This is a genomic window from Niallia sp. CD-39 (assembly GCF_059874745.1).
On record NZ_JCBCPS010000001.1, the window covers coordinates 853319 to 875192 of the forward strand.

General features: G+C 35.5%; 21 protein-coding genes. 7 read left to right on the top strand and 14 right to left on the bottom strand.

All coding sequences use genetic code 11. The annotated features are described in order from the left end of the window. Positions 1–181: 181 nt before the first annotated feature. The 3 genes from AC6F34_RS04370 to AC6F34_RS04380 are packed head-to-tail and all read left to right on the top strand — an operon-like array spanning position 182 to position 2602. On the top strand, positions 182–937 hold the full coding sequence (locus AC6F34_RS04370) for a GTP cyclohydrolase II (protein WP_500769316.1): 756 nt from the start codon (positions 182–184) through the stop codon (positions 935–937). Next, positions 930–2036: a bifunctional diaminohydroxyphosphoribosylaminopyrimidine deaminase/5-amino-6-(5-phosphoribosylamino)uracil reductase RibD gene (gene ribD / locus AC6F34_RS04375; protein WP_500769318.1), complete on the top strand. Its 1107-nt coding sequence runs from the start codon at positions 930–932 to the stop codon at positions 2034–2036. Before AC6F34_RS04370 ends, ribD begins: the two co-directional genes overlap by 8 nt. Continuing rightward, the gene (locus AC6F34_RS04380) at positions 2033–2602 is read left to right on the top strand and encodes a 5' nucleotidase, NT5C type (protein WP_500769320.1); all 570 of its coding nucleotides are present in this window, start codon (positions 2033–2035) and stop codon (positions 2600–2602) included. Before ribD ends, AC6F34_RS04380 begins: the two co-directional genes overlap by 4 nt. A 367-nt stretch (positions 2603–2969) precedes the next feature. Here the strand turns inward: AC6F34_RS04380 and AC6F34_RS04385 are convergent, their stop codons facing one another. From AC6F34_RS04385 to AC6F34_RS04400, 4 genes are all read right to left on the bottom strand, one after another. Beyond that, complete coding sequence (locus AC6F34_RS04385) at positions 2970–4022, bottom strand: hypothetical protein (protein ID WP_500769322.1); 1053 nt, start codon at positions 4020–4022, stop codon at positions 2970–2972. A gap of 704 nt (positions 4023–4726) precedes the next feature. Further along, positions 4727–5353 carry a class I SAM-dependent methyltransferase gene (locus tag AC6F34_RS04390; protein ID WP_500769324.1) on the bottom strand — a complete coding sequence of 209 codons (627 nt, stop codon included), beginning with the start codon at positions 5351–5353 and terminating at the stop codon, positions 4727–4729. 208 nt (positions 5354–5561) lie between these two features. After that, entirely contained in the window at positions 5562–6293 is a 732-nt protein-coding gene (locus AC6F34_RS04395) for a hypothetical protein (protein WP_500769326.1), read from the bottom strand. Beyond that, complete coding sequence (locus tag AC6F34_RS04400; protein WP_500769328.1) at positions 6271–7086, bottom strand: ATP-binding cassette domain-containing protein; 816 nt, start codon at positions 7084–7086, stop codon at positions 6271–6273. The genes AC6F34_RS04395 and AC6F34_RS04400 overlap by 23 nt, the downstream gene beginning before the upstream one ends. A gap of 690 nt (positions 7087–7776) precedes the next feature. Between AC6F34_RS04400 and AC6F34_RS04405 the strand changes: the two genes are divergently transcribed. Then, the gene (locus AC6F34_RS04405) at positions 7777–9678 is read left to right on the top strand and encodes an endonuclease MutS2 (protein WP_500769330.1); all 1902 of its coding nucleotides are present in this window, start codon (positions 7777–7779) and stop codon (positions 9676–9678) included. A gap of 135 nt (positions 9679–9813) precedes the next feature. On the opposite strand, the gene AC6F34_RS04410 is transcribed toward AC6F34_RS04405, so the two are convergent. From AC6F34_RS04410 to AC6F34_RS04420, 3 genes are all read right to left on the bottom strand, one after another. Further along, on the bottom strand, positions 9814–10482 hold the full coding sequence (locus tag AC6F34_RS04410) for an HAD family hydrolase (protein WP_500769332.1): 669 nt from the start codon (positions 10480–10482) through the stop codon (positions 9814–9816). Between the two features lie 47 nt (positions 10483–10529). Then, positions 10530–12392 carry a serine hydrolase domain-containing protein gene (locus AC6F34_RS04415; protein ID WP_500769334.1) on the bottom strand — a complete coding sequence of 621 codons (1863 nt, stop codon included), beginning with the start codon at positions 12390–12392 and terminating at the stop codon, positions 10530–10532. A gap of 215 nt (positions 12393–12607) precedes the next feature. Beyond that, complete coding sequence (locus AC6F34_RS04420) at positions 12608–13495, bottom strand: DMT family transporter (RefSeq protein ID WP_500769336.1); 888 nt, start codon at positions 13493–13495, stop codon at positions 12608–12610. A gap of 103 nt (positions 13496–13598) precedes the next feature. On the opposite strand from AC6F34_RS04420, the gene AC6F34_RS04425 reads away from it, so the two are divergent. After that, the gene (locus AC6F34_RS04425; protein ID WP_500769338.1) at positions 13599–14258 is read left to right on the top strand and encodes a GntR family transcriptional regulator; all 660 of its coding nucleotides are present in this window, start codon (positions 13599–13601) and stop codon (positions 14256–14258) included. A 217-nt stretch (positions 14259–14475) separates the two neighbouring features. Here AC6F34_RS04425 and AC6F34_RS04430 read toward each other — a convergent pair whose 3' ends face one another. The 4 genes from AC6F34_RS04430 to AC6F34_RS04445 form a co-directional block, all read right to left on the bottom strand. Next, positions 14476–14976: a ClbS/DfsB family four-helix bundle protein gene (locus AC6F34_RS04430; protein WP_500769340.1), complete on the bottom strand. Its 501-nt coding sequence runs from the start codon at positions 14974–14976 to the stop codon at positions 14476–14478. A 121-nt stretch (positions 14977–15097) separates the two neighbouring features. Next, positions 15098–15634, bottom strand: coding sequence for a DUF4269 domain-containing protein (locus AC6F34_RS04435; protein WP_500770143.1), 537 nt, complete (start codon positions 15632–15634; stop codon positions 15098–15100). Between the two features lie 88 nt (positions 15635–15722). Beyond that, positions 15723–16334 carry a YdeJ family lipoprotein gene (locus tag AC6F34_RS04440; protein ID WP_500769342.1) on the bottom strand — a complete coding sequence of 204 codons (612 nt, stop codon included), beginning with the start codon at positions 16332–16334 and terminating at the stop codon, positions 15723–15725. Between the two features lie 14 nt (positions 16335–16348). After that, a complete protein-coding gene (locus AC6F34_RS04445; protein WP_500769344.1) occupies positions 16349–17743 on the bottom strand; it encodes an aminotransferase-like domain-containing protein in 1395 nt (464 codons plus the stop codon). A gap of 107 nt (positions 17744–17850) precedes the next feature. Here AC6F34_RS04445 and AC6F34_RS04450 point away from each other — a divergent pair, with 107 nt between their 5' ends. Further along, the gene (locus AC6F34_RS04450; RefSeq protein ID WP_500769346.1) at positions 17851–18471 is read left to right on the top strand and encodes a LysE/ArgO family amino acid transporter; all 621 of its coding nucleotides are present in this window, start codon (positions 17851–17853) and stop codon (positions 18469–18471) included. 43 nt (positions 18472–18514) lie between these two features. Here the strand turns inward: AC6F34_RS04450 and AC6F34_RS04455 are convergent, their stop codons facing one another. Beyond that, complete coding sequence (locus AC6F34_RS04455) at positions 18515–19411, bottom strand: macrolide 2'-phosphotransferase (RefSeq protein ID WP_500769348.1); 897 nt, start codon at positions 19409–19411, stop codon at positions 18515–18517. Positions 19412–19790: 379 nt separating this feature from the next. Continuing rightward, positions 19791–20204, bottom strand: a complete 414-nt coding sequence (locus AC6F34_RS04460; RefSeq protein ID WP_500769350.1) for a hypothetical protein — start codon at positions 20202–20204, stop codon at positions 19791–19793. A gap of 401 nt (positions 20205–20605) precedes the next feature. Between AC6F34_RS04460 and AC6F34_RS04465 the strand changes: the two genes are divergently transcribed. Continuing rightward, positions 20606–21142, top strand: a complete 537-nt coding sequence (locus tag AC6F34_RS04465) for a hypothetical protein (protein WP_500769352.1) — start codon at positions 20606–20608, stop codon at positions 21140–21142. A gap of 78 nt (positions 21143–21220) precedes the next feature. Here AC6F34_RS04465 and AC6F34_RS04470 read toward each other — a convergent pair whose 3' ends face one another. After that, entirely contained in the window at positions 21221–21796 is a 576-nt protein-coding gene (locus AC6F34_RS04470) for a nitroreductase family protein (RefSeq protein WP_500769354.1), read from the bottom strand. Positions 21797–21874: the final 78 nt, after the last annotated feature.

Here is a 21874-nt window from a genome sequence, read left to right on the forward strand (position 1 = left end):
TTGGTAAAGAAGATTCTTGACTTACGAGAGAATCTATAATAGACTCACTTACATAAAGTAAGTAAGTGATTTTAAAAATAGTGCCATTGGACAATAAAAATGATATGTTATTTATTGAACCCCATTGTCCTATTCTTGAGACTGGGGTTGTTTTCGTTACTAAATTGTAGGAGTGTTTATCATGGAAAATGTAACATTAGACTCAAAGGTTCTATCCCTTTTAGAAGATAAAATACAACTAATTAAAACTGGTAAAGGTGCGATCTATTTAGTTGGTCCAATTCGACTACCAGTTAATTTATATGGAGAAACGGTTCTCTTTAATTGGTATTCTTGGTTAAACCATGACGAAGTAACGGAGGATTTTGAAGTTATCATCAATAAGCTATCGTCTTCAAACTTAGCTGAATTACAGCAGTCAAGTGTGCTCACATACGGTGATTTTGACTTCTCTGAGGAAGCTGTAATCCGCTTCCACTCCATCTGTCACACTGGAGATATATTTGGAAGCAAGCGTTGCGACTGTGGATACCAACTGAAGGAATCAATGAAGATGATTCGTGACTTTGGAACAGGTGCATTGTTTTATTTAGCCAACCACGAAGGCCGAGGCATCGGCTTATTCAGCAAAGCAATGGCTTATATATTACAAGAAAACAACTACGACACCGTTGAAGCGAATCAAGCGCTTGGCTTTGTTGACGACTCAAGAGATTATACGGATGCGATTCATGTGTTAAAAGCGCTTCGCACAAAACCAGTCACACTGATGACGAATAATCCGAAGAAGCTAGAGGCATTGATCGACGCTGGGCTTACTGTCTCAGAACGAAGACCTCTATGGGGCGATGTATCAGAATTCAATGAGAAATATTTAAGAACAAAAATTGATAAATCAGGTCACCTAGAGGAAGAAGGCGTTTGCTGCAATGAGTAGCCATGAATTTTATATGGAGCTAGCTTTAAACAATGCCAAGGCGATGAAAGGTCAAACCGATCCAAATCCACTCGTAGGCTCAGTGATCGTAAATGACAATCGCATTGTTGGCATTGGTACGCACTTAAAAGCCGGAGAGCCACATGCCGAAATTCACGCAATTCGAATGGCAGGAGAAATGGCAAAAGGTGCGACCATTTATGTAACATTGGAGCCGTGCTCTCATCATGGAAGAACTGGCCCTTGTGCTGTAGCAATTGTAGAAGCAGGTATTCAGAAAGTCGTCATCGCAACACTTGATCCGAACCCAATTGTAGCAGGAAACGGCGTTAAAATTCTCAAAGATGCCGGCATTGAAGTCGAAATAGGCATTCGCGAGGAAGAAGCAAGAAGAATGAATGAAGTGTTCAATAAATTTATTGTGAAGAAGCTTCCATTTGTAACGTTAAAAGCAGGCATCACATTAGATGGAAAAATCGCGACTCACCTTTCAGATAGTAAATGGATAACGTCAGAAGAAGCCCGTCACGATGTTCACCATCTTCGCAGTGAAAACATGGCGATTTTAGTTGGCGGCAATACTGTGTTACAAGATGATCCTGAGCTGACAGCTCGCATCCCAAATGGCAGAGATCCAATTCGAGTAGTAATGGATTCGACGTTAAAAATACCATTGAATGCAAAGGTTGTTCGTGATCAAAAAGCTGAAACGTGGATTTTTACTAGTAATAATTATGACGAGCAGAAGAAAAAGGCACTCGAAGACTTAGGCATTTCCATCTTCCACACGACTGGTGAGGAAAAAGTAAATCCAGTTGATGTCGTAGCTATATTGGGTGAAAAACAAGTTTCCTCCCTTCTCATTGAAGGAGGCTCTGGTGTAAGCGGTGCTTTTCTTGAAGACAAGTTGATTGATAAGGTTGTCATCTATATGGCTCCAAAGCTTGTTGGTGGTCATTCATCCCCCTCCTTCCTCGGAGGCACTGGAGTCGATTTAATGAAGAATGCGATTGAAATAGAAGAGATGTCAATCACACCAATTGGAAAAGATTTTAAGATTGTAGGCTATCCGCAATACGCTCAAGGAGAGAACAAATGAGACTAGGTTTTGACATCGACGACACACTAATCGACTTAAGAAGGCACGCGTTTCACCTATACAATAAAAAGCTAAACAAAGCTGTGCCACTAGAAGCATTTGAACAAATAAATAGAGTTGAAATCCATGAACCTTTTGGAATGACAGATGAAGAAGGCAAAAAAATGTGGAATGATTCGTTAGAGGAGATCTATTTTACCGACTGCCCTCCATTTGAAAAGGCCGTTGAAACATTGCAGAAGCTAGAAAAAGACGGACATGACATCTTTTATATTACAGCTAGGCCAACAGGATACCGAGAACAAACGGTGCAATGGTTTAAAAGCCTTGGCTTTCCAGTCAAAGATGAAAATTTCTACTACGGTATGAAAGACAATGAGAAGATTCATATCATCAAAGAATTGCAGCTCGATTACTATTTCGATGACAAACCAGCCGTCGTCGACACACTCATAAACGAACCGGTCAAAGTCTATTTAAGACACCAAACTTATAACAAAGACCTAGCACTCCCAAGAATCCGTCATTGGGATGAACTAGACGAAATCATACGTACAGTCGAATAGAAGCAGAAAAGGAATCCAGAGCATAGTGTGGATTCCTTTTCGTTGTTCCATCATTAAAATAAAAGTACGTTATTCATCAAATACCCTTGAAAAGAATGAAAACTTAAAACCCGTATAAATAAACTGAGTATAGATCAATACAAATAATCGTAACAGCATTTGCCTTAAAAAGGATAAAACCAAAACCATGAAAAAAACTAAGTATGCAGTACACAAAATCCCCTTGATAATCATTGGTATCGGAAGATTTATAGTGACATATCAAAACCCTTTGCACACTGATTAAAAACTCAAATATTCTTGGTTCTACACCCCCTCTCTTATTTTTATCTAAGAGAGTTAACTAAACTCAAGTAGAATGATGTAATTAATGTTGATTGAAGATTATTCCTATTCTATGTTCCGTACCCTCACTATACATTAATAATAGATTGCCCTCGTTATCAAAATTAAGGAAATCAGGGTTTTCTTCTAACAAGTGTTCCTTTTCTTTTAGATTTTCTTCACCAAAAGAGAGTAATTTTAATTCTTGTTGATCATCAATCATAGCGATTAGATTATCTCGAACATCAAAATAATTCACATATAATGAACCAGTACTAATTTCTTGATATTCTTCATTTTCAATATTGTAGTATCCGAAACTTTGGTTGGACCATTCTTCTAATGAATTAAAATTCAAAGAATATATTTTCCCCTCATCATAAACGGGATAGGAAGGGAACGAGAAGTTTGCATTATATTTTTGTATATCTTTAGTGCCTATGTCATAGACAAAATAAAGTCCCTTACTGTCATATGAATCTGTCCAAACCAATTTATCGTCATTCATAGAGATAAAAATATTAAAAAGTCCATAACTATTCAATTGCTCAATTGTCTCTATTGTATTTGTTCTCAAATCATACAATTTCACTTCTATTTTTTCTTCATTCATTAATTGAACCCAAGCAACATAGTCTTTATATAAAACAGGTACAAAAGTAGTTAAATATTCTGGGTTAGATTCAGCTAACTCACTAGTTTCCTTAGTTTCTAAGTTCATTGCAATAATTTTTGAATTTATTCCGTCTAAAGAGGAATCAACCCATACTAACCAATCTTTATTAATATTAGTTTGTTGCATAGATGCACTTTCATATTGAGATTCATATAATGTTTCATATTCTTTAGTATTTATATTGTATTTTGTTAATTGATTAACCGATTCCTGATTTAAATCATTACTACCTCTGTTTAAATAAATATAATTATCCCTAACTACTGGGTGGTTGTAATTGGAAAATGGGATATCTATCATAACTTGTTTACTTATATCCTCATGAGCATCGTCTTCAATATTCGTTTCTTTAAAACATCCTACCAATAAAAATAAGGTTAAAGCCGACAAAAAAAACTTTTTATAATAAAGTTTTAACATAGTAGTTACCCCTATTTTATATATTTTAGAAAACTAGAGGGGATCCTCTAGTTTTCAGAACTCCACACTATTTAGTATGCCATCGCTAAATTACTACCAGCTGCATCAGCTTCATATACACTAAAAACTCCATTTGCAGTTTTAGATCCTAAAGTCCAATGTGTTCCATAATAAGTATTGCATAATGCGGATCTACAGTTTTAATTTCTTTCTTGCCATTAGAATAATCGTGTGAATATGCACTAACTGTATCATGTGATTTCCATTTATTAGAAATTAAAATTCATTAATATTATAATTATAAATAAGGATAAACTCAATGTTTTTATAATTTTCCAGTCAGTTTATTAAACTATAATTAGAGCATACCCAAGTTTATAATAGGCTCCTTCGTTGATAGACAGTTTAAAAAATATGTATCGGGTTACTAATGGGGAGTATTCTATATATCTTAAAGCCTTATTCTAGTAGAAAAGTAGAAGCTATTTAAAGCGTTAGAAGTCAGACATTCTACAAACGGGATTATGGTAGGTTATAAAGTAAATTCCCTTTCATCCCACATTAAGTAAAAAAAAGTTTTACAAAACTATACGACCTTCGAATGTACTCTAAAAGATTTCAAAATATTTCATTGTGGTTTTTGATATATCTAAATAATTTAAACGCAAAAAAAGAGCGAGTATCCATACCCGCTCTTTAAGCAATTACCTCGTTATCACAAGCACTCCACCGCAATGGGACATTGAGACAAACTCACATTGACAAATTCCTTGTAATGCCGCATTTATTTCATCATAGACAAAATAAAATTCATCTCCGTCCCAAGAGTCTTTGTATGCTTTGTGACATTGATCATGTTCTTCTCTTGTTGGGAATGCAACATCACCGATTAGAATTTTCCCTCCATCGTTCAATAATTGCAGCAACTCTTTTAGAAAATCCACCTTTTCTATATCTAACAGATGGTGCAGTGCATATGTGCTAATGATAAAGTCATACTTTTCATGTGCTAATTCTGGTGGCAGGCCGTTTGAAATATCATATTCTAGTAGCCTCGCATTAGGCATTTTTTCCCCAGCAATGGTCAACATACTTGAAGAGAAATCAACCCCAGCAATGAAATGTCCGTTCTCATATAGCCTGCTCGTTAAAGTGCCAGTCCCAAGACCAATATCAAGCACTCGAGAACTCTTCAGCTTCATTACTTCATTAAAAATAGCATTCAAAACATCCCTATAGCCTGCAAATGGATACTGTCCATTTTCTTCGGCAACCTGAACCGTTTGATCGTAATCATTTGCCCATAAATTAAAACCTACATTATTTAACATGAACGCTCCTCCAACCAATAATATTCGAGCATTCATTCGAAAATGAACTACTCGCTAACCCCTCTATTTACAACTTTCAATGTTTGTGAGAATTTCATTTAAACCACGCCTTTCATATGTAATATATCTATTTTAATTGAATGTTCGAATAATTAAAAGTGTAACTGACGTATATTCTTATTCTAATTAATAATAAATCAGCAATTTTCTAACTCTCTTTTTTCAAAAAAAGACGCGCTAAAATGATTGTTCCAATCATTAAATAGATAACTACAAATACACTATCAAACAAGAACGTTGTATGTAGTAGGGATGCGTCATCTTTCCCCATATGGTCAAGCACTCTAAAGACAGGTGGGAAAATCCATAGTAACCATTTGGATATGATGGTTATGTCTATGATTGATTTTGAAGCAATTGAAAGTAATATGATCAAGACAGCAGAAAGCCACGTGTACTTCTTTGTTGCAACCTTAGTGGCAGAAGCGAGGGTTCCTACGAGTATCCCAAGAAACATAAATACGAAGTGACTGTAAAATGTAAGAAAATATAGCTTAATAGACATATTCCCTATAAAATGACCTCCTAGAATAGGTAGAAAAATAGCAAATAAAAGTAAAGGAATACTGATAACAAAAATTGTTAACCATTTACCGAAGAAGTAACTTAATTTTCCTCCAAGATGAGAAAATAAAATATGTTTTTCACTCTCTTCTTCCAATGTAAAAAGAATCATGGCAATCCATGTTATGATCAAGTACATAGCAATCGAAGAGACTGCATAACTACTTAGGATTGGTACCCCTTTGTATGCGTATAAAATAAATACCCATATTAAAAATACAACAACAGGAGGAATAAACTTTAATGATTGAATAAAATTAATGAGTTGATATCGAACAAAAGCAAACAAAACTCTACCCCTTCTCTGATACTTCATAAATGGAGCATCCTTGTTTAAGCAGCATCACCAAAATTTCATCAGACTGCTTTGCTGGCACAATTATTTCTACTGAATGCTCTTCTACAAATTCATATTGTATAAACGGTATTTCTGTTATAATTTCTTGTTTTGGAATTTTCGCTTTTATCCTCCTGAATATTTCCTTTTTGAATAGTGCTGAATCAGAGATAATGCTGCCATTTTCTACAGTCACAACTCGATCTGATAATCCATCAATTAAAGATTGCTCATGTGCAGTAAAAACAATCGTACTTTCTTTTTGAAGAGCATTTAGCTTATTTAAAACGATAGATTTTGCCTGTTTATCTAATCCTGTAAATGGCTCGTCTAATAATAACAAATCGGGTTCCATAAGAAACGCCTGGATCAATCCTACTTTCTGCTTTGTCCCTTTTGAACAATTTTTCAAATGTGTATGTAAGAAATCTGTAATGCCAAATAATTCTGTATAATGCTTAATTCTCTTTAGAACCCTCTCATCCTTTTTTGCAGAAATTTCACCTACTGTCTTTAAATAATCATATACTGTAAATCGAATATGATCTGGGAAATGTTCCGGTACATAGCCAATCGTAATTGGGGCTCGCTTCACTTCCCCTTTACTCTCTATATAGAAACCACCGATCAGCTTCAATAAACTACTTTTTCCTGATCCGTTTTTGCCTGTAATCGCTATTCTTTCTCCTTGTGAAATACTAACCGTAATATCTTTAATAACGATGTTAGCGCCTATCTTCTTATATGCTTCCTTTGCTTCAAACACCTTCATGAAATCCCACTCTCATTCTTCAATTCGAATTTTCATTAAGAATTCTCCTATTAATAATGTCAAATTCATTATATAACAACACTTATTAATTAGAAAAATCAGATTAAACCTTTTAACTACTATGGTAGATGTTTTAGTTAACATATATGAATGTTCGTTCGTGTAAATTTCATCTCAAACATGACTTTCAAAAAAATAAAGATTCACTGTCTAGCAGCATGTATTTTACAAAAGAAATAATTTCAACTTTACATTTTTATGATGGCATAGTATGATACAATCACTAAATTAGATTTCAATGAAGACAACGATAAATTCTTGAGAGGTGCTTTTGGTGAGTGCGGTAGGTTCTAAATAGGAGAAATTTAATGGAATGAATACGATAACAGTGGGAGTTATTTTTAAAATACCCCTGTATTTTGTTATGGTTTTATTCCAAAACCTATGAAGATACCTACAGTACATTTATAAAGCGCGTAATGGCAAGAAAATAGCAGAATTTTTATAGCTTATTTTCTTATTCCTATTACACAGACCTTTTGAATGTAAAAAGCTGCGGTATCCCCGCGGCTTTTTTGTGTTTATTTTTAAATAAAATACTTTAATATTTTATACTTGCAGTGCCATTGAAATCTAATGAGTAGGTATCTTCATTATGAATTAAAAAGTTCAGAATGAGGAGCGTTAAAAATGAATAAAGTAACTTACGATAAGCTACAATACAATGAATTAAAAGAAATCGTAAAATCTTATTGTGTAAGCGGATTAGGGAAGCAATTACTAGAAAAATTAAAACCAAGTACAAATCTTAAAGTCGTAAAAACACGACTGAATGAAACGACAGAAGCACGTACAATTTTAGATGCAGAGGGCCATGTTCCTTTTTCGGGAATAACGAATATTGACAACATCATTAAAAATCTTGAAAAAGGCATCATTCTTGATCCGAGTGATTTGGTAAGTATCTCAGACTTTTTAAGAGGATGTAGAAAAATGAAAAGGTTTATGATGGAAAAAGAATTTTTTGCACCAACACTCGCCTCTTATGCCAATTCAATGACTGACTTTAAACATATAGAAGAAGAGATTAATTTTTCGATTAAAGGAAACAATGTCGTTTCAGCTGCAAGTAAAGAATTGAAGAGAGTTCGAAAAAGCATTGAAGGAACGGAAGAAAAAATAAATGATCGATTAAATAAATTTATAAATAGCAGTGCAAATAAGAAGTATATTCAAGAATTCTTTATCAGTAAAAAAGATGATCGTTTTACGGTTCCTATTAAGGCTTCTTACAAGAATCAAGTTCCAGGCACAATAATTGAAGTTTCTTCTAAAGGTTCAACAGTATTTATAGAACCAACTACCGTTACTAAGTTAGGGGCAGAGCTTGCAAGCCTAAAAGCTGAAGAAGCGATGGAAGAATACCAAATATTAGCTTCTTTAACAGGAGTTATTTTAGAAAATATTTATGATATTAAGATAAATCTGGACCTAATCAGCCAATACGATATGGTGTTTGCCAAAGCAAAGTTTAGTAAACAAACGGACGGTGTAGAACCGAAGTTAAATGAATATGGATATGTAAAATTAGTTGATTGTAAACATCCGCTTTTAACTGGCGATGTTGTTCCCCTTAATTTTGAAATCGGAAAAGATTATCGCAGTTTAATTATTACAGGGCCTAATGCTGGTGGGAAAACCATTGTTTTAAAAACAATCGGATTATTAACATTAGCGGCGATGTCAGGGTTTCATATTACCGCAAGTAAGGAAACAGAAATCTCTATATTCGAAAATATCTTCGTAGACATCGGAGACAATCAAAGTATAGAAAATGCCCTAAGTACATTTTCATCTCATATGAAGAATCTCTCAGAGATTATGAGGGCATCAAATAATCATACCCTTTTACTTTTTGATGAAATCGGAAGTGGAACAGAACCGAATGAAGGGTCTGCTCTTGCCATTTCGATCTTAGAGGAATTTTACCATATGGGCTGTATAACAGTAGCCACAACCCATTATGGTGAAATTAAACGTTATTCAGAAATGCACAGTGATTTCATGAATGCAGCCATGCAATTTAATCATGATACGTTGGAGCCTTTATATCGCTTAGTCATAGGAAGATCAGGGGAAAGTAACGCGCTATGGATTTCTAAAAAAATGAACATTAAAGAGAGTGTTTTACAAAGAGCGAAGCAATATATGGAGGATAAAGGCTACCAATTGGAACGTATGAACAAGAGTAAATTACGGAAACCAAAGGTTTTAAAGGAGACTACTCTGGACAAATATGAATATCAAGTCGGTGATCGTGTGAGGTTATTCGATCATGATGACTTTGGGATTGTATATAAAGAGATGGATAATTTCTACAACGTTGTTGTTTTCTACGAAGGGGATTTCATTGAAGTAAATGTTAAGAGAATTTCGCTCGATATATCCGCGAAGGAATTATATCCAGATGGGTATGACATTGAAACATTGTTTATCGATTTCAAAACTCGAAAAATGCAGCATGATCTAGAGCGTGGTTCAAAAAAGGCACTGCGAAAAATACAAAAAGAAATGAAAAAGAATAGAAAATAATATAGCTTGAAACTCGATTAAGCTGATAATTAGATACAATTTTTATCTGTTATCAGTACGGGTGCAAATGTATAAGGAGTTCAGTCGAGATTAACAACGATCTCAGTTGAACTCCTTTACACTGTATTTGCCTCATTATTTTTCATCCCTTGACAGTTCATTAGCACTTATCTCCAATAGGTCAGACGGGTGCATCGAAAGATAGTCGGGATTAGTATGAAACTTGTTATCAATGAACCATTTTACCCCAACACTTGATATGTTTGCATTTCTTGCAGCTTCAATGTCAGCATTTGTATCGCCCAAATAAACAGCCCTAGATATCGGCGTATTGTAGTAGCTTAATATTTTTTGGATGCCTTCTTGATGTGGCTTTGGGTGAAAGACATCATCGCCAGTTATACTTTGCGAAAAATACTTCTGCATCCCTAATTTATTGATAGAGATCTCATAGGAACGCCTTCCCTTTCCAGTAACGATCGCAATATTTTTATTGTTGGCAATCAAAGCATCTAATAATTTCGAAATAGACGGATTTTCCTTTACAAAGTTCTCATGTTCTCTCTCGTATAGTAGATAATAAAGTTCGATGGCACTGTTTAATTCCTCTACTTGTTTTATATTGTTTTTGATTATTCCGACCTCACTTGGTCCAAACCATGCTTCAATTTCATGATCTGATAAATGCAGACCGTTATGCTTTGCAAAAACTCTTCTAAAACTTTCAAAACAGATGGGTAATGTATCCGCAATTGTCCCATCAAAATCAAAAATAAATGTGTCGTATTTATCTAGTAAGCTCATTCGTTTTCCCTCCATTATTAAATAATTAGATTTAACGATGTCCTGACTTATTGATAAAACGACCAAATATATAACAGCATCACTAAAACACTAGCAAGAATAGAAGTGAGTGAATACATAACCTTTTGTCGATTCGAAAGCTGGTTTCTTCTCCAATGAACAAAGAGCATAATAATAGACAATAGAATTGTCGCTGTAAATAGGTAATTTGCGATGAGATGAATCAATACATCTGTATAAGGACGGCTATAGTAACTAAGCATTCTTACAACTAGGATGATGATATTGAGTAAAATGGCAAACCCAGAAAGGTTTAAAACTGCAAACCATTTCGAAACTGCTGATCGTTTTTGTTTTCTATTTCGAATCCAAGTAAATAGAAGGATAATCGGTGCCATTAAAAAGTACAGTAAACAAACGGCAAATAATGCTGCATAGAGTAATAGAAAAGGTGTACTTTTACCGGAAGGCTGCGGCAAGTAATCACTCATAGACGCCATAATACGAGTAACTTCCCCCTCTTCAACCTGGAAATAAAGCTCCTTCATCGTTAAAAATAGATTATTTCCTTCAACAAGCTCAAATAAATTAGGGGATGTCTGAGCATATACAGCATTCATTCCTGCTAAACTTACCTCTATTTTTTCATCATTTAATGCCTTCACATTTAATGGGATTAAATAATAATATACATTCATAAAGCTCTCATGCGTTCGACGTGCTGAAATGTATGTACCTTCTATTTGTTCAATATTTGAAAGTTTAACAGGTTGCCTTTCTCTATTAGGTTCATTAACTAATGCTTCAGTGAGGCCAAAAGTTAGTTCGAGTTCAGATGCTTGATTTGTCGTAATGACAACCGCGAAATCATCCTCTGGAACTAAATGAAAATTCGTTGAAAAAGAATCTGTATTACCTGAGTGAGTCACACCGCGATACTTCCCCTTATATTCCCATAGACCATGGGCATTGCCCGACATTCCTTCTGGTGTACTGTAGCTGGTGGACAAAAATGTATGAAGCGTTTCAGGTTGATCAAATAGGAGCGACGAGTTTGATTCAGACGTAAATGCTAATGCAAGCTTACCGAGATCCATTGCAGAACCACTTAAAGCCCCTGCAGGGTACAAAGACATGTAAAAAGGCAAATATTCTAGAAACTGTTCTGGTCCAGTATTTACATACCCTTTCGCCATTTGAACATCATCAACAATGTTATAACCTGCCGTATTCATATTTAAAGGTTGAAAAATATGTTGCTCTACATATTGGTCGAATGATTGTCCACTCAGTTGTTCAACAATGAATCCCGCAAGAGCAGTCGAATAATTAGAATAGGCAACTACTTCTCCAGGCTGGTACACTTGCTGAGGCTCTGAGATGCGTAAGCCCTCTTCTATTGAGACAATCTGATTTGGCTCTGAAAAACCAAGATCAAATAAGTTCTCTTCAAATCCAGCATTGTGGTGCATAAGATTGTACATAGATATAGGTTGAGAAAATTTCAGCTTCGTGAAAAAATTCTGAGGTAAGTATGATCGAACATCTTCGTTTAAGTCGATTTTTCCTTGTTCAACCATTTGCATAACCGCGACCCATGTTACAACTTTGCTAACAGATCCCCATTCCATCATAGTTGCATTCGGATCTACACTCTTGTTGTTTTCAATATCAGCCAATCCGTAACCTTTTGATAAGACCACTTCATCATTTTTTAAAATAACAACTCCCGCACCAGCAACGGTTTTTCCGATATAATCCTCCATGTACTCATCAACAAATGTCTCCATATTTTCCAAAGGGATGCCGGAAGGAGTTGTTCCTTCCCATACTTCAGCAGAAGGAGATGAACTATGAAACAAAAGGAATGCAAGCGGAAAAAGAAACAATATTCTATCTATTAATCTCATAAAATTCCCCTTTAACTTAAACCATATTTGTATGTAATAATCTATTCTGGGATACCGAGATGGATTTCTAACCTAGAATACCATTATAATGCAAAACACTGGATAAAATCATCGGCCATGGCAAATAATAGATAATTAAAAAGAAATACCCAAAACGGATATTCCAATTTCATTCTAATTGTACTTATCTTGACTTCAGTTGACGTAAATTCGATCTAGCTAGTTTTTGAGAGTTCCTTATTTGTACTACTCTGTATTTTTAAAAAGAGGTAGATTCCTATAATAATCAAAAATCCTCCAACCATTTCTACATACGTGAGCATTTCATTTAATAGAATAATTGCTAATAGAGAAGCACCAACGGGCTCTCCCAATGTACTCATAGATACTGTCGTCGTATTAACATAGTTTAACAATAGATTGTATATTATGTGTGCCCCGGTTGGAAAAATTGCAAGTAAGATAAAGATCATCCAGTCATTAGATGAATACCCTGTAAGAGGTATACCACCAAGGATATTAAAAATAACCATCGTTGTTCCTGCAACAAAGAATACTAAGAAACTATAGACCCAATGATTAATTGACTTAACATTTCTTTGACCAATTAGTAAGTAAAATACTACAGAAAAAACGGATAATAAGGATAAGATGTTTCCAAATAACACATCTCTCCCCAAACCTAGATTTCCTCCGCCAACAATTGCAACTCCAATAAATGCAACTCCTAAAGCAATCAGTGTTCTTATTTGTATTTTTTCTTTAAAAAATACTAAACCTCCAATTAATGCTATTGCAGGCTGCAAAGCAAGAATTAGAGTTGAGCTGGCAACAGACGTATGATTTAATGATTCGAACCAAAGCCCAAAGTGCGCAGATAAAAACACTCCTGCGAACAAGATAGAACTCCATTCTTTTCTCTTTATCTGCTTAAATGTATTTCGGTATTTAAGTAAAAAAGGTGATAATAATAAGCAGCCTAAATACATCCGATACATCACCATAATTGTTGATGGTGCTTCAGATAGCTTTACAAATATTGCAGACAAAGATATACAAATAATTGTTATGATAAGTAACAAGTTAATCGTCCTTCGCTTCATAAGCGTCCTCCTTTAAAACTTGAATCTCCATCCGGTAATTGATATATTACATATTACATATCGCTAATAATAAAGTAAATACTTTTTTATAAGGAGACGAGAGATGACTTTAAACAGTACAGGGATTAGCAGAGTATCCATGCGCAATAATGCATATGAAATCATTAAAAACGCAATTATATATGGAGATTTAGAGCCTGAATTAAGAATTAAAGATAAGGATTTGTCCGAACAGTTAGGGATAAGTAGAACACCGGTAAGAGAGGCGATGCTAAGGCTAGAGGATGAAGGATTTATTGTTAGTAAGCCCAATAGTTACACCATTGTAGCTCCAATAAACTATACAGAGGTTAAAGAGATATATAGCATTGTTATAGCACTTGAGACACTTGCACTCCAACAAGCTTTAATAAACCTCGATACAACGATTTTAGTGGAGCTTGAAAAAACGAATAATAAATTTAAAAAGGCTATTGAAAAAGAAAATCCCAAAGAGAGCCTTAAGTATGATATTGAATTCCACTCCCTTATTGTACGGATGTCGAAGAATAAAGAGCTAGAGAATGTATTAGAAAAATTGAAGGATAAAATTCTAAGAGTTGAATCATTCTATTTCCACGATGTTATTCCGAAGCAAAAATCTATATCTGAACATACTATCATCATTGAAGGGATAAAAAAGCAGGAATTTTCTGAGGCAGGTAAAATGCTCCAAAAAAATTGGAACAATAGCTTAAATTATATATTATCAAAAAGCGAATAGTCTTTTAAATTCTTTTGCTATTGTGTAAAAAAGGGCAAACCCAATAGTGATTGTATTTTGCCATTTTGGTGGAAACTTTACTTGGCTACTCCATTGTATCTAAACATTTGTAACTTCTAACCTAAAATCAACAGTTTCCACCAGATAGATTTGTTTTATTAAAACTGATTTAATGGAGTAATATAGTGCATTATTTCAAACTTGTGCTTTTCTTCTTTTAGATAGACTTTGCAATAACTTCACATTTCTTTATAGCCCAAATGTAGTGATTGGAAGTGTTTGCTGCAAAATAGCTATATAAATTACTAGTTTTTGTCCACTTATAATATTTTTTTGTCATGATTTCTTCAGAGGTATGTAATTCAATTAGCCCCTTTACTCTTACATGACTTAACTTCAATTTTTTTATAGCTTGATTTAATGTTACGTCTTGATAGTTTTCCCAAATTTGCATATTTAGCAGCTTAATAGTACTCCATTTATATCCTGGCGCTGGCATAAATGGACTATCTCCATCCATTCCTTCCCTATACCACCTTTCAAGCATCACATGCCATTCATACAGATGCATGAATACATCACGAAAATTCTTATCTCTATCTTGCGTTTCGATAGAATTCCCCCTTTTCCTACTAGGTACTGATTCTATAATTTCAAGTAAGGATTTAAAATATTTCTCGCTGTCCTGTAAAAGAATGTCTTTTTCATTTGCCACCATCGTAATTTACTCCTTTTTCACTATTGGCATAATAAGTTTACTTTCTTTTTAACACATTTACTTCATCCAATTCTATTCCACATGCTGCCTATATCAAAATAGAATCATTCATCTTCAGTTCTTATTGGATAATCCCCTTCTCTCTTCCGTATTCCAAAAGCAGTTGGTATGGATCATCTCCATTTAAACCAAGCACTTTGCAAAATGCTGGCTCTGTTTTGTAACCTAGTTTTTTTAACTCTATAATCTCTGCTCTCATGGTTGGATGAGATGCGAGGATAAAGGCTTCAATGATCATATGTAAATACGCATTTTGTTGTTTAACAGGAATCGGACTGCCAAATAGCTCATATTCAAAGTCACTATATATAAAGTTCGTTTTCACTACAGGAACATTCCTGATGGTCTTCCTCTTTAATCTAAAATCATCCTTGTCACCATAAAGTTCCTTCACTTTCTCTTCAAAGCGATCAAAATCATGCACCTCTAAAATCACATCTAGATCTGAACAATCAATTTCAATTTGTATAGGAATCGTACCGCAAAGAATTGGAGTGTATGCCTTTAAATCCTCCATAACCCCAAGCGAAATTATTTGATGATACACTTCTACCTGCTTTTTCGTTCCATTCTGTAAATGGTGTATGGAAGAATACATCCGTTCAAGTTCCACAGTATTCATTCATCAATCTCCTAACATGCTTCCTTTATATAAATAAGTGTTCATGCTGAATTCAAGTACGTACCTATTCTATTACATTTAAGAGTTCTATCAACCTTACAATTGATTCATCCTCTCCTACTTCAACTTCTACTAGCTTTGTATTTTGAATTATTTTCTCCATATCTTTTAAAACTTCCCTTTCATCGATGTCATCGGGACGAGAAAAACCTCCATACCAGCGCAAAGGAACATCATACACATTGATCGTGCCATCTCCGTTGCCACTATAAGTAACGCTACCATCAACGATACGACTGCCTTGGATCTGAATTACGTCTTCAGGATAGCTCAAACTATCGTCATCATTTGGATTAAGGGGTGTGCCTGCCGACAGATGCTGCACATTTAATTCATCAATTTCTTGATTTGGCCCAAGCTGTAGCCAAACCCTCGCATACTCAATTTCCTTAGATGTATAGACTGATAATGCTGACACTTCTTTACTCGTAGACTCTATAGACGGTTCCTCAATTGGCGGCTGCTTGTCTTCTATAGTTGTCTCTGTGGTATTCTCCTGCACGCTTGCATCCTTCTCACTAGTGTTGACGTTTTCTACATCATTTGACTTAGTTACACAGCCAACTAATATAAGGATGCTAATAACTCCACACCAAATTTTGGTTATGCTTTTCATATCTTCCACTCCTTCTAAAACAGCTTCCTGATCTCTTCAGCTAAACATTTTATTCCTTTTTCAATCTCATTTAGTTCACAATACGAGTATGAGATTCGGATATGAGAATAACTATTTGATTGATACAGGTAACCAGGATTAATTAAGACTCCATTCTTTATCATCTTTTGAAATAATGCTTTTGTTGCAACTGGCTTATTTAATTTTAACCAAATGTAAAAACCACCTTTTGGTGTTTCCCATTCTGCTAAATCAGATAACGATTCCCTTAAGATCCCTTCAGTAAAGTCAGCCCTTGCTTTTAATTTGCGCTTTAATTGTTCGATATGTTCATCATAACGAGTTGTATTCAGCCATTCGGCTACTACTTGTTGGGAAACCGTACTGCTCCCATAGTCTAATTGCATCTTTAAGTCAGATAAGTGGTTAATCACAGTCTCTGGTCCAATTATCCAACCAATTCGTAGACCCGGACTTAATACTTTTGACACGCTTCCTATATACAGCACTTGTCCATCGCGATCAAATGATTTAATCGCTGGGGGTGCTTCTCGAAAAGTGAGCTCATGATAAACATCGTCTTCAATAATCGGTATTTGAGCGAATGAGCATTTTTGTAGCAGCTGTTTTCGCTCCTTTACTGAAAGAATTTCACCAGTTGGGTTGGTTAGTGTTGGAACTGTGTAGTACATCGTTTGCTTCATTCTTCCACCATCTAGATTCTCCATGAATTGAAAGCCTGATGAAGGCAATGATGGAATTGAGTTTATGTAAGAAGGCGTTTGATACATTACACTTGACCCTGCACCTAATAAACCGATTGAAATTAATTGCAAAGCCTGTAATCCGCCAGACACAATCATGATATTTTCAGGTGTTGTGACAATCCCCCGTTTCTTCACATAGAGTGACAATGTTTCTCGCAATTGTAAACTCCCCTTCGGTTCTGAATAGCCGAAGTCGCGATTAGTGATTGAAACAGACTTCATCAAACCTACCAGTTGCTCTGACGGAATGAGATCAGGGGAGATCTCTCCAGTTCCGAGACGGATGATTGACTCGTCTCTTTCATATTCATTGATAAGCTGGATCGTTTGAATATTCGAACGAAAGTGACTTTGTTTCATCCTTTCTCTCCAAACTGGGAATGACTGTGACATTAAGTGCTCCCAACCACGTGACTGTACATAGACCCCACTACCAGTCTTAGATAAAAGAATTCCTTCAGCCTTCAGTTCATCCAGCACTTGAATAACGGTGCTGCGATTAACATCTAATTGTTCAGCTAGCTTTCTTTGTGTAGGTAGCTTCGTCCCGACTGGCCAATGACCTTGCTCTATTTGTTCGACGATCCAATTCCTTATTTGATGAAAAAGAGAACTAGATGAAGAACGATCTGGCTTCCACATCATCTAACTCCTTTCAAATTGGTTGGTTTCTAAATCAACCAATTGGTTGTTCATTAAACATACAAGATTCGATATGATTTATCAATCAACATTAGGAGGGAAAAAGAATGGCAGCCGCTTTTCTACATGGATTTCTTTTATCTAGTGCACTCATTCTCCCGTTAGGGCCACAGAATATCTTTCTCTTTAACCAAGGTGCGGTGCATCACAAACTAAAGCAGGCATTACCTGCGGTTATTGCCGCTGCCCTTTGCGATACGCTATTGATTGTAATCTCGATTCTAGGGCTTTCAATGATGATCATAACAATGCCACAATTGCAGTTATTTTTGTATATGATAGGTTTTGTTTTTCTTATGATTATAGGGTGGTCCATTTGGAATACGAAAGTAGATGATGTAGGGAAAGACAAACAGGCTCAGCCTGCAAAAAAGCAAATTATGTTTGCCTTATCGGTCTCCTTATTAAATCCCCATGCTATTCTAGATACAGTCGGAGTCATTGGTACGAGTGCAATTCAATACACGGATGCTAAGGAAGTCGCTGCATTTGGTTTCGCTTGTGCCCTTGTTTCTTGGATGGCATTTATCGTTCTAGCTCTTACTGGTAGAGTAATGAAACAAATCGATAAAACAGGGAGAATCTTAACATTTATTCATAAGTCTTCGGCTCTTTTTATATGGACAATGGCTCTTTTGGTCGGAATAAAAAGTTTATCCCTTTTATAAAGGAAATAGCCGTTAAAAAATCTTAACGGCTATTTCTGCTCCTTTATTCTTCACTTGAAAGCATATACTTTGCAGCTTCATGCATATCTTGTAAACCTGAGATTTCGGCAAACTCCGCAACCGTAATGCCACTTGTCGTCAGAAGCTCGGCAATATGGTCTTCCATTCGAGACCATGTTCTTCCACCAGCGTTGTCATAAGCGTTTAGGATCTTTTTTAATCCATCATTGCCAAAGATTAATAAATGGGACATGAAATCAACAGACACGTCTCCAATCCCAACCTCGGTCCAATCAATAAAGCCTGTTACTTGCTGGTTATCATTAATCAATATATGACCAGGATGCATATCACCGTGCTTCACTCCTACATGAGTTGGCCAAAGAGCATCGTTAGCTAGCCATGCTTGCCAACGCTCCCATCGCCTTGGATTCACTTCGTAGTTCATCTTTACACTCTGCATGCGCAGCTTCATATTCTCTCTTAGCTCAGTCGCCCCGATCACATCAATGCCAATCTTCTCATAGCTCCCTTGAGGAAGAGAGTGAATGTTTGCAAGTGCCTTCCCTAATGACTCATAGTATGAATCCGGGACATTCGTTTCATCAAAAGTCCATACATACGCTTGCTTTTCGATATCAATCGTTGCTACAGGTACACCAGCAAGTTGTTTATAAGCAATCAGTTCATCTGAGAAAACCGACCAATGGGGTACTTGAAAACTAGCTTGCTGTCTAATCAAATCTAATGCCAGCTTCTCTTTATGTGCAGAACGCATTGATTCTGGTCTACGAGGCACTCGCAAAATCCATCTTTCACCGTTCTCATCCTTTGCATGTGCTACTCTAAAATCAACACCAGACTCGTTGATTTTAATTGACTCTTCTACTATTACTATTCCATTTTTCTTTGATAATTGTTTTAATTTACGTGTATCCATGTTTCATTCCTCCAAAATTCTTGTATTTATTATAACCTGAACTGTTTATTAACATAGAAAAAACCACAAACGAATCCGTCTGTGGTCAAAAGTAAACGTGGAGCCAACAGCATCATTGCTTCACAACAAAAAAGACAGATGGACTTCTGCCTTCTTCACGTAAATTCCGTAAAAGTTATTAAAAATATGCAGACTACTCCCGTTTACTCTGTCATAACAAACAGAGCCTTTGAACATATGAAATTACTAATTGTTCAAAGTTTGCTGGCGTAGTCTCATTGATGCAGTCATTTTTAATAACCCTCCTTTTAAAATGTATCGTCATTATACATTCTTCCCAAAAAAAATTCAATACCATAAAACTTCCAAATATTGAAAATCACAGTATAAATGTAGTAAAATAAAAAATGGTAAAAATCAGTACAAAGGCTATATCAATCACACTTCTGAATAGTCCAATATTTGATTTACGAAGTTTCACAGGGTTAGTGTTAAATAGGGCATGATAAGCATCGACAATCACCAAAATACCTAGTAGGAAAAGAATAAAGTGATACACAAAAAGATGATACGCTATCAAATATATTAGCCAACTCTTCAAAAATGAAAACCCAAGTGAAAGAGCAACGATTGAAAAGCTTTCCGTACGGATCATGATGTCATCTGCTTCGACTTCTTGTAACCCTTGCTTCATCTGTTTATAACCACGTGAAAAATCGATATTTACAAGCAAGACGACAAGGTAATAAATAAAAATAAGCACTTCTTGATTGCTTTCTACCCACTCAACCATTTTTAGCACCTCCTAGATCGAATTCTAATGATAGTAGGAATCGGCACAGCCCGCTGCATGCAAGGTAAATATATTTTCGGCGATAATCGCATAGAAGGAGTAGCCACTGCTCAATAACAAAAGGATGACAGCTAGTACAACTACACCCTATTGTCGGAAAAAAGAACCGAGTAACCTCTCAGAGCATACGAATACCTCCCTCTTTCATTCAATACAATCATTGTAGCGCCCCATTCTATCAACCTATGGAATCTTTATTGTTTCTTAATATTTAGAGAATTTAAATCGTTTTGAAGGTTGATTATAGCTCGATTACCCAAAAGGATAGGGAAGGTGTTATGGATTGCCATGAATAGAAAGTTGATAAAGAAGCAGATCGATGAGTTAAGGGGTGAAATACTGTGGAGAAGAAAAAGGTTGGAATCATAACAGCCGGGCTCATCCTGTTTATAGGAATTTGCTATTATTTATATCAGTCAAAAGAGTTGTATGGAAATGATGAGGTTTCCATCATAAAGGTCATTCATTCTATTAATGACTACAAGAATAAAGAAATTGAAGTCCTCGAAATAAACGATTTTGAAGATGTTAGAATTGTAGGCTTCCTATCCAATAATGACCCTTCTTATATCGTGTTCACCAAAAATAAAAGGGGTGATTTTTCTTGGAATGCGATTGGTTCGCAGCATAATCGTTCATTCCAAATGTTCTTACCTCTTGAAGTTTCAAAGATGATGTTCGTCGCTAATTATGAAAGTAATATTAGTAAAATACAGGTGGATATAAATGAGAAAACATTTGAAGTAAATTTCACTCCATATCAAGCAACTGTTACTTGGATTGACTTGCCTCAGATAAATAACGATGGTTACAAATTCAACAATTATCAATATTACGATCATAATGGAGAGCTAATTAAAGAGGAATCGTTCGACTAATAGGTCGTTTGCTATACGAATTATGTCTATTAGGGCCAGATAAAAAAACAGCAACCTCACCGTTGCTGTTTTTTTAAGTTAACTAGTATAAACCGTAAGTTTTTCCTCTACACTCGTACGTGCTTTAGGCTTCGGAATCATTTCTTGATCGACGTACCCCATCATTAATGTACCAACGATTCTTTCACCTGGTTCTACACCAATTTCTTCACGAAAAATAGGGTTATAAATCCACTCATTTGTCCGCCAGATCATCCCGATCCCTCTTGCCCATGCCGCTAGCTGGAAGTTTTGAATCAACGCACTAACTGCCGCGAAATCCTCATCCCACGTCTTTTTCCATGGATGCTCTGACATAACAACGACTAAATGAACAGGAATTTGGCTAAAATGAGCTGCCTTTCTTTCAACCTTATCTGAATAGCTTCCGTCCGCCGCCATTTGCGACTTTTTAAAGGCATCTACAAATCGGTCCTTGCCCTCACCTGCAAATAAAATAAATCTCCATGGCTCCGTTAAGTTGAAGTTTGGTGCCCATTTCGCAACCTCAAGAATCGAGACTACTTCATCAACAGAAAGATCCTGATCCTTAAATTTCTTTATCGAACGTCTGCCTTTAATTAATTCGTCAATTATCTCAATGTTTCTTTCCATATGACTCATTCCTTCCCTTGCTCGTCTATCCATTTTTATTATAGTTGAAAGTGAGAATCAATTTCAATAAATGAATTT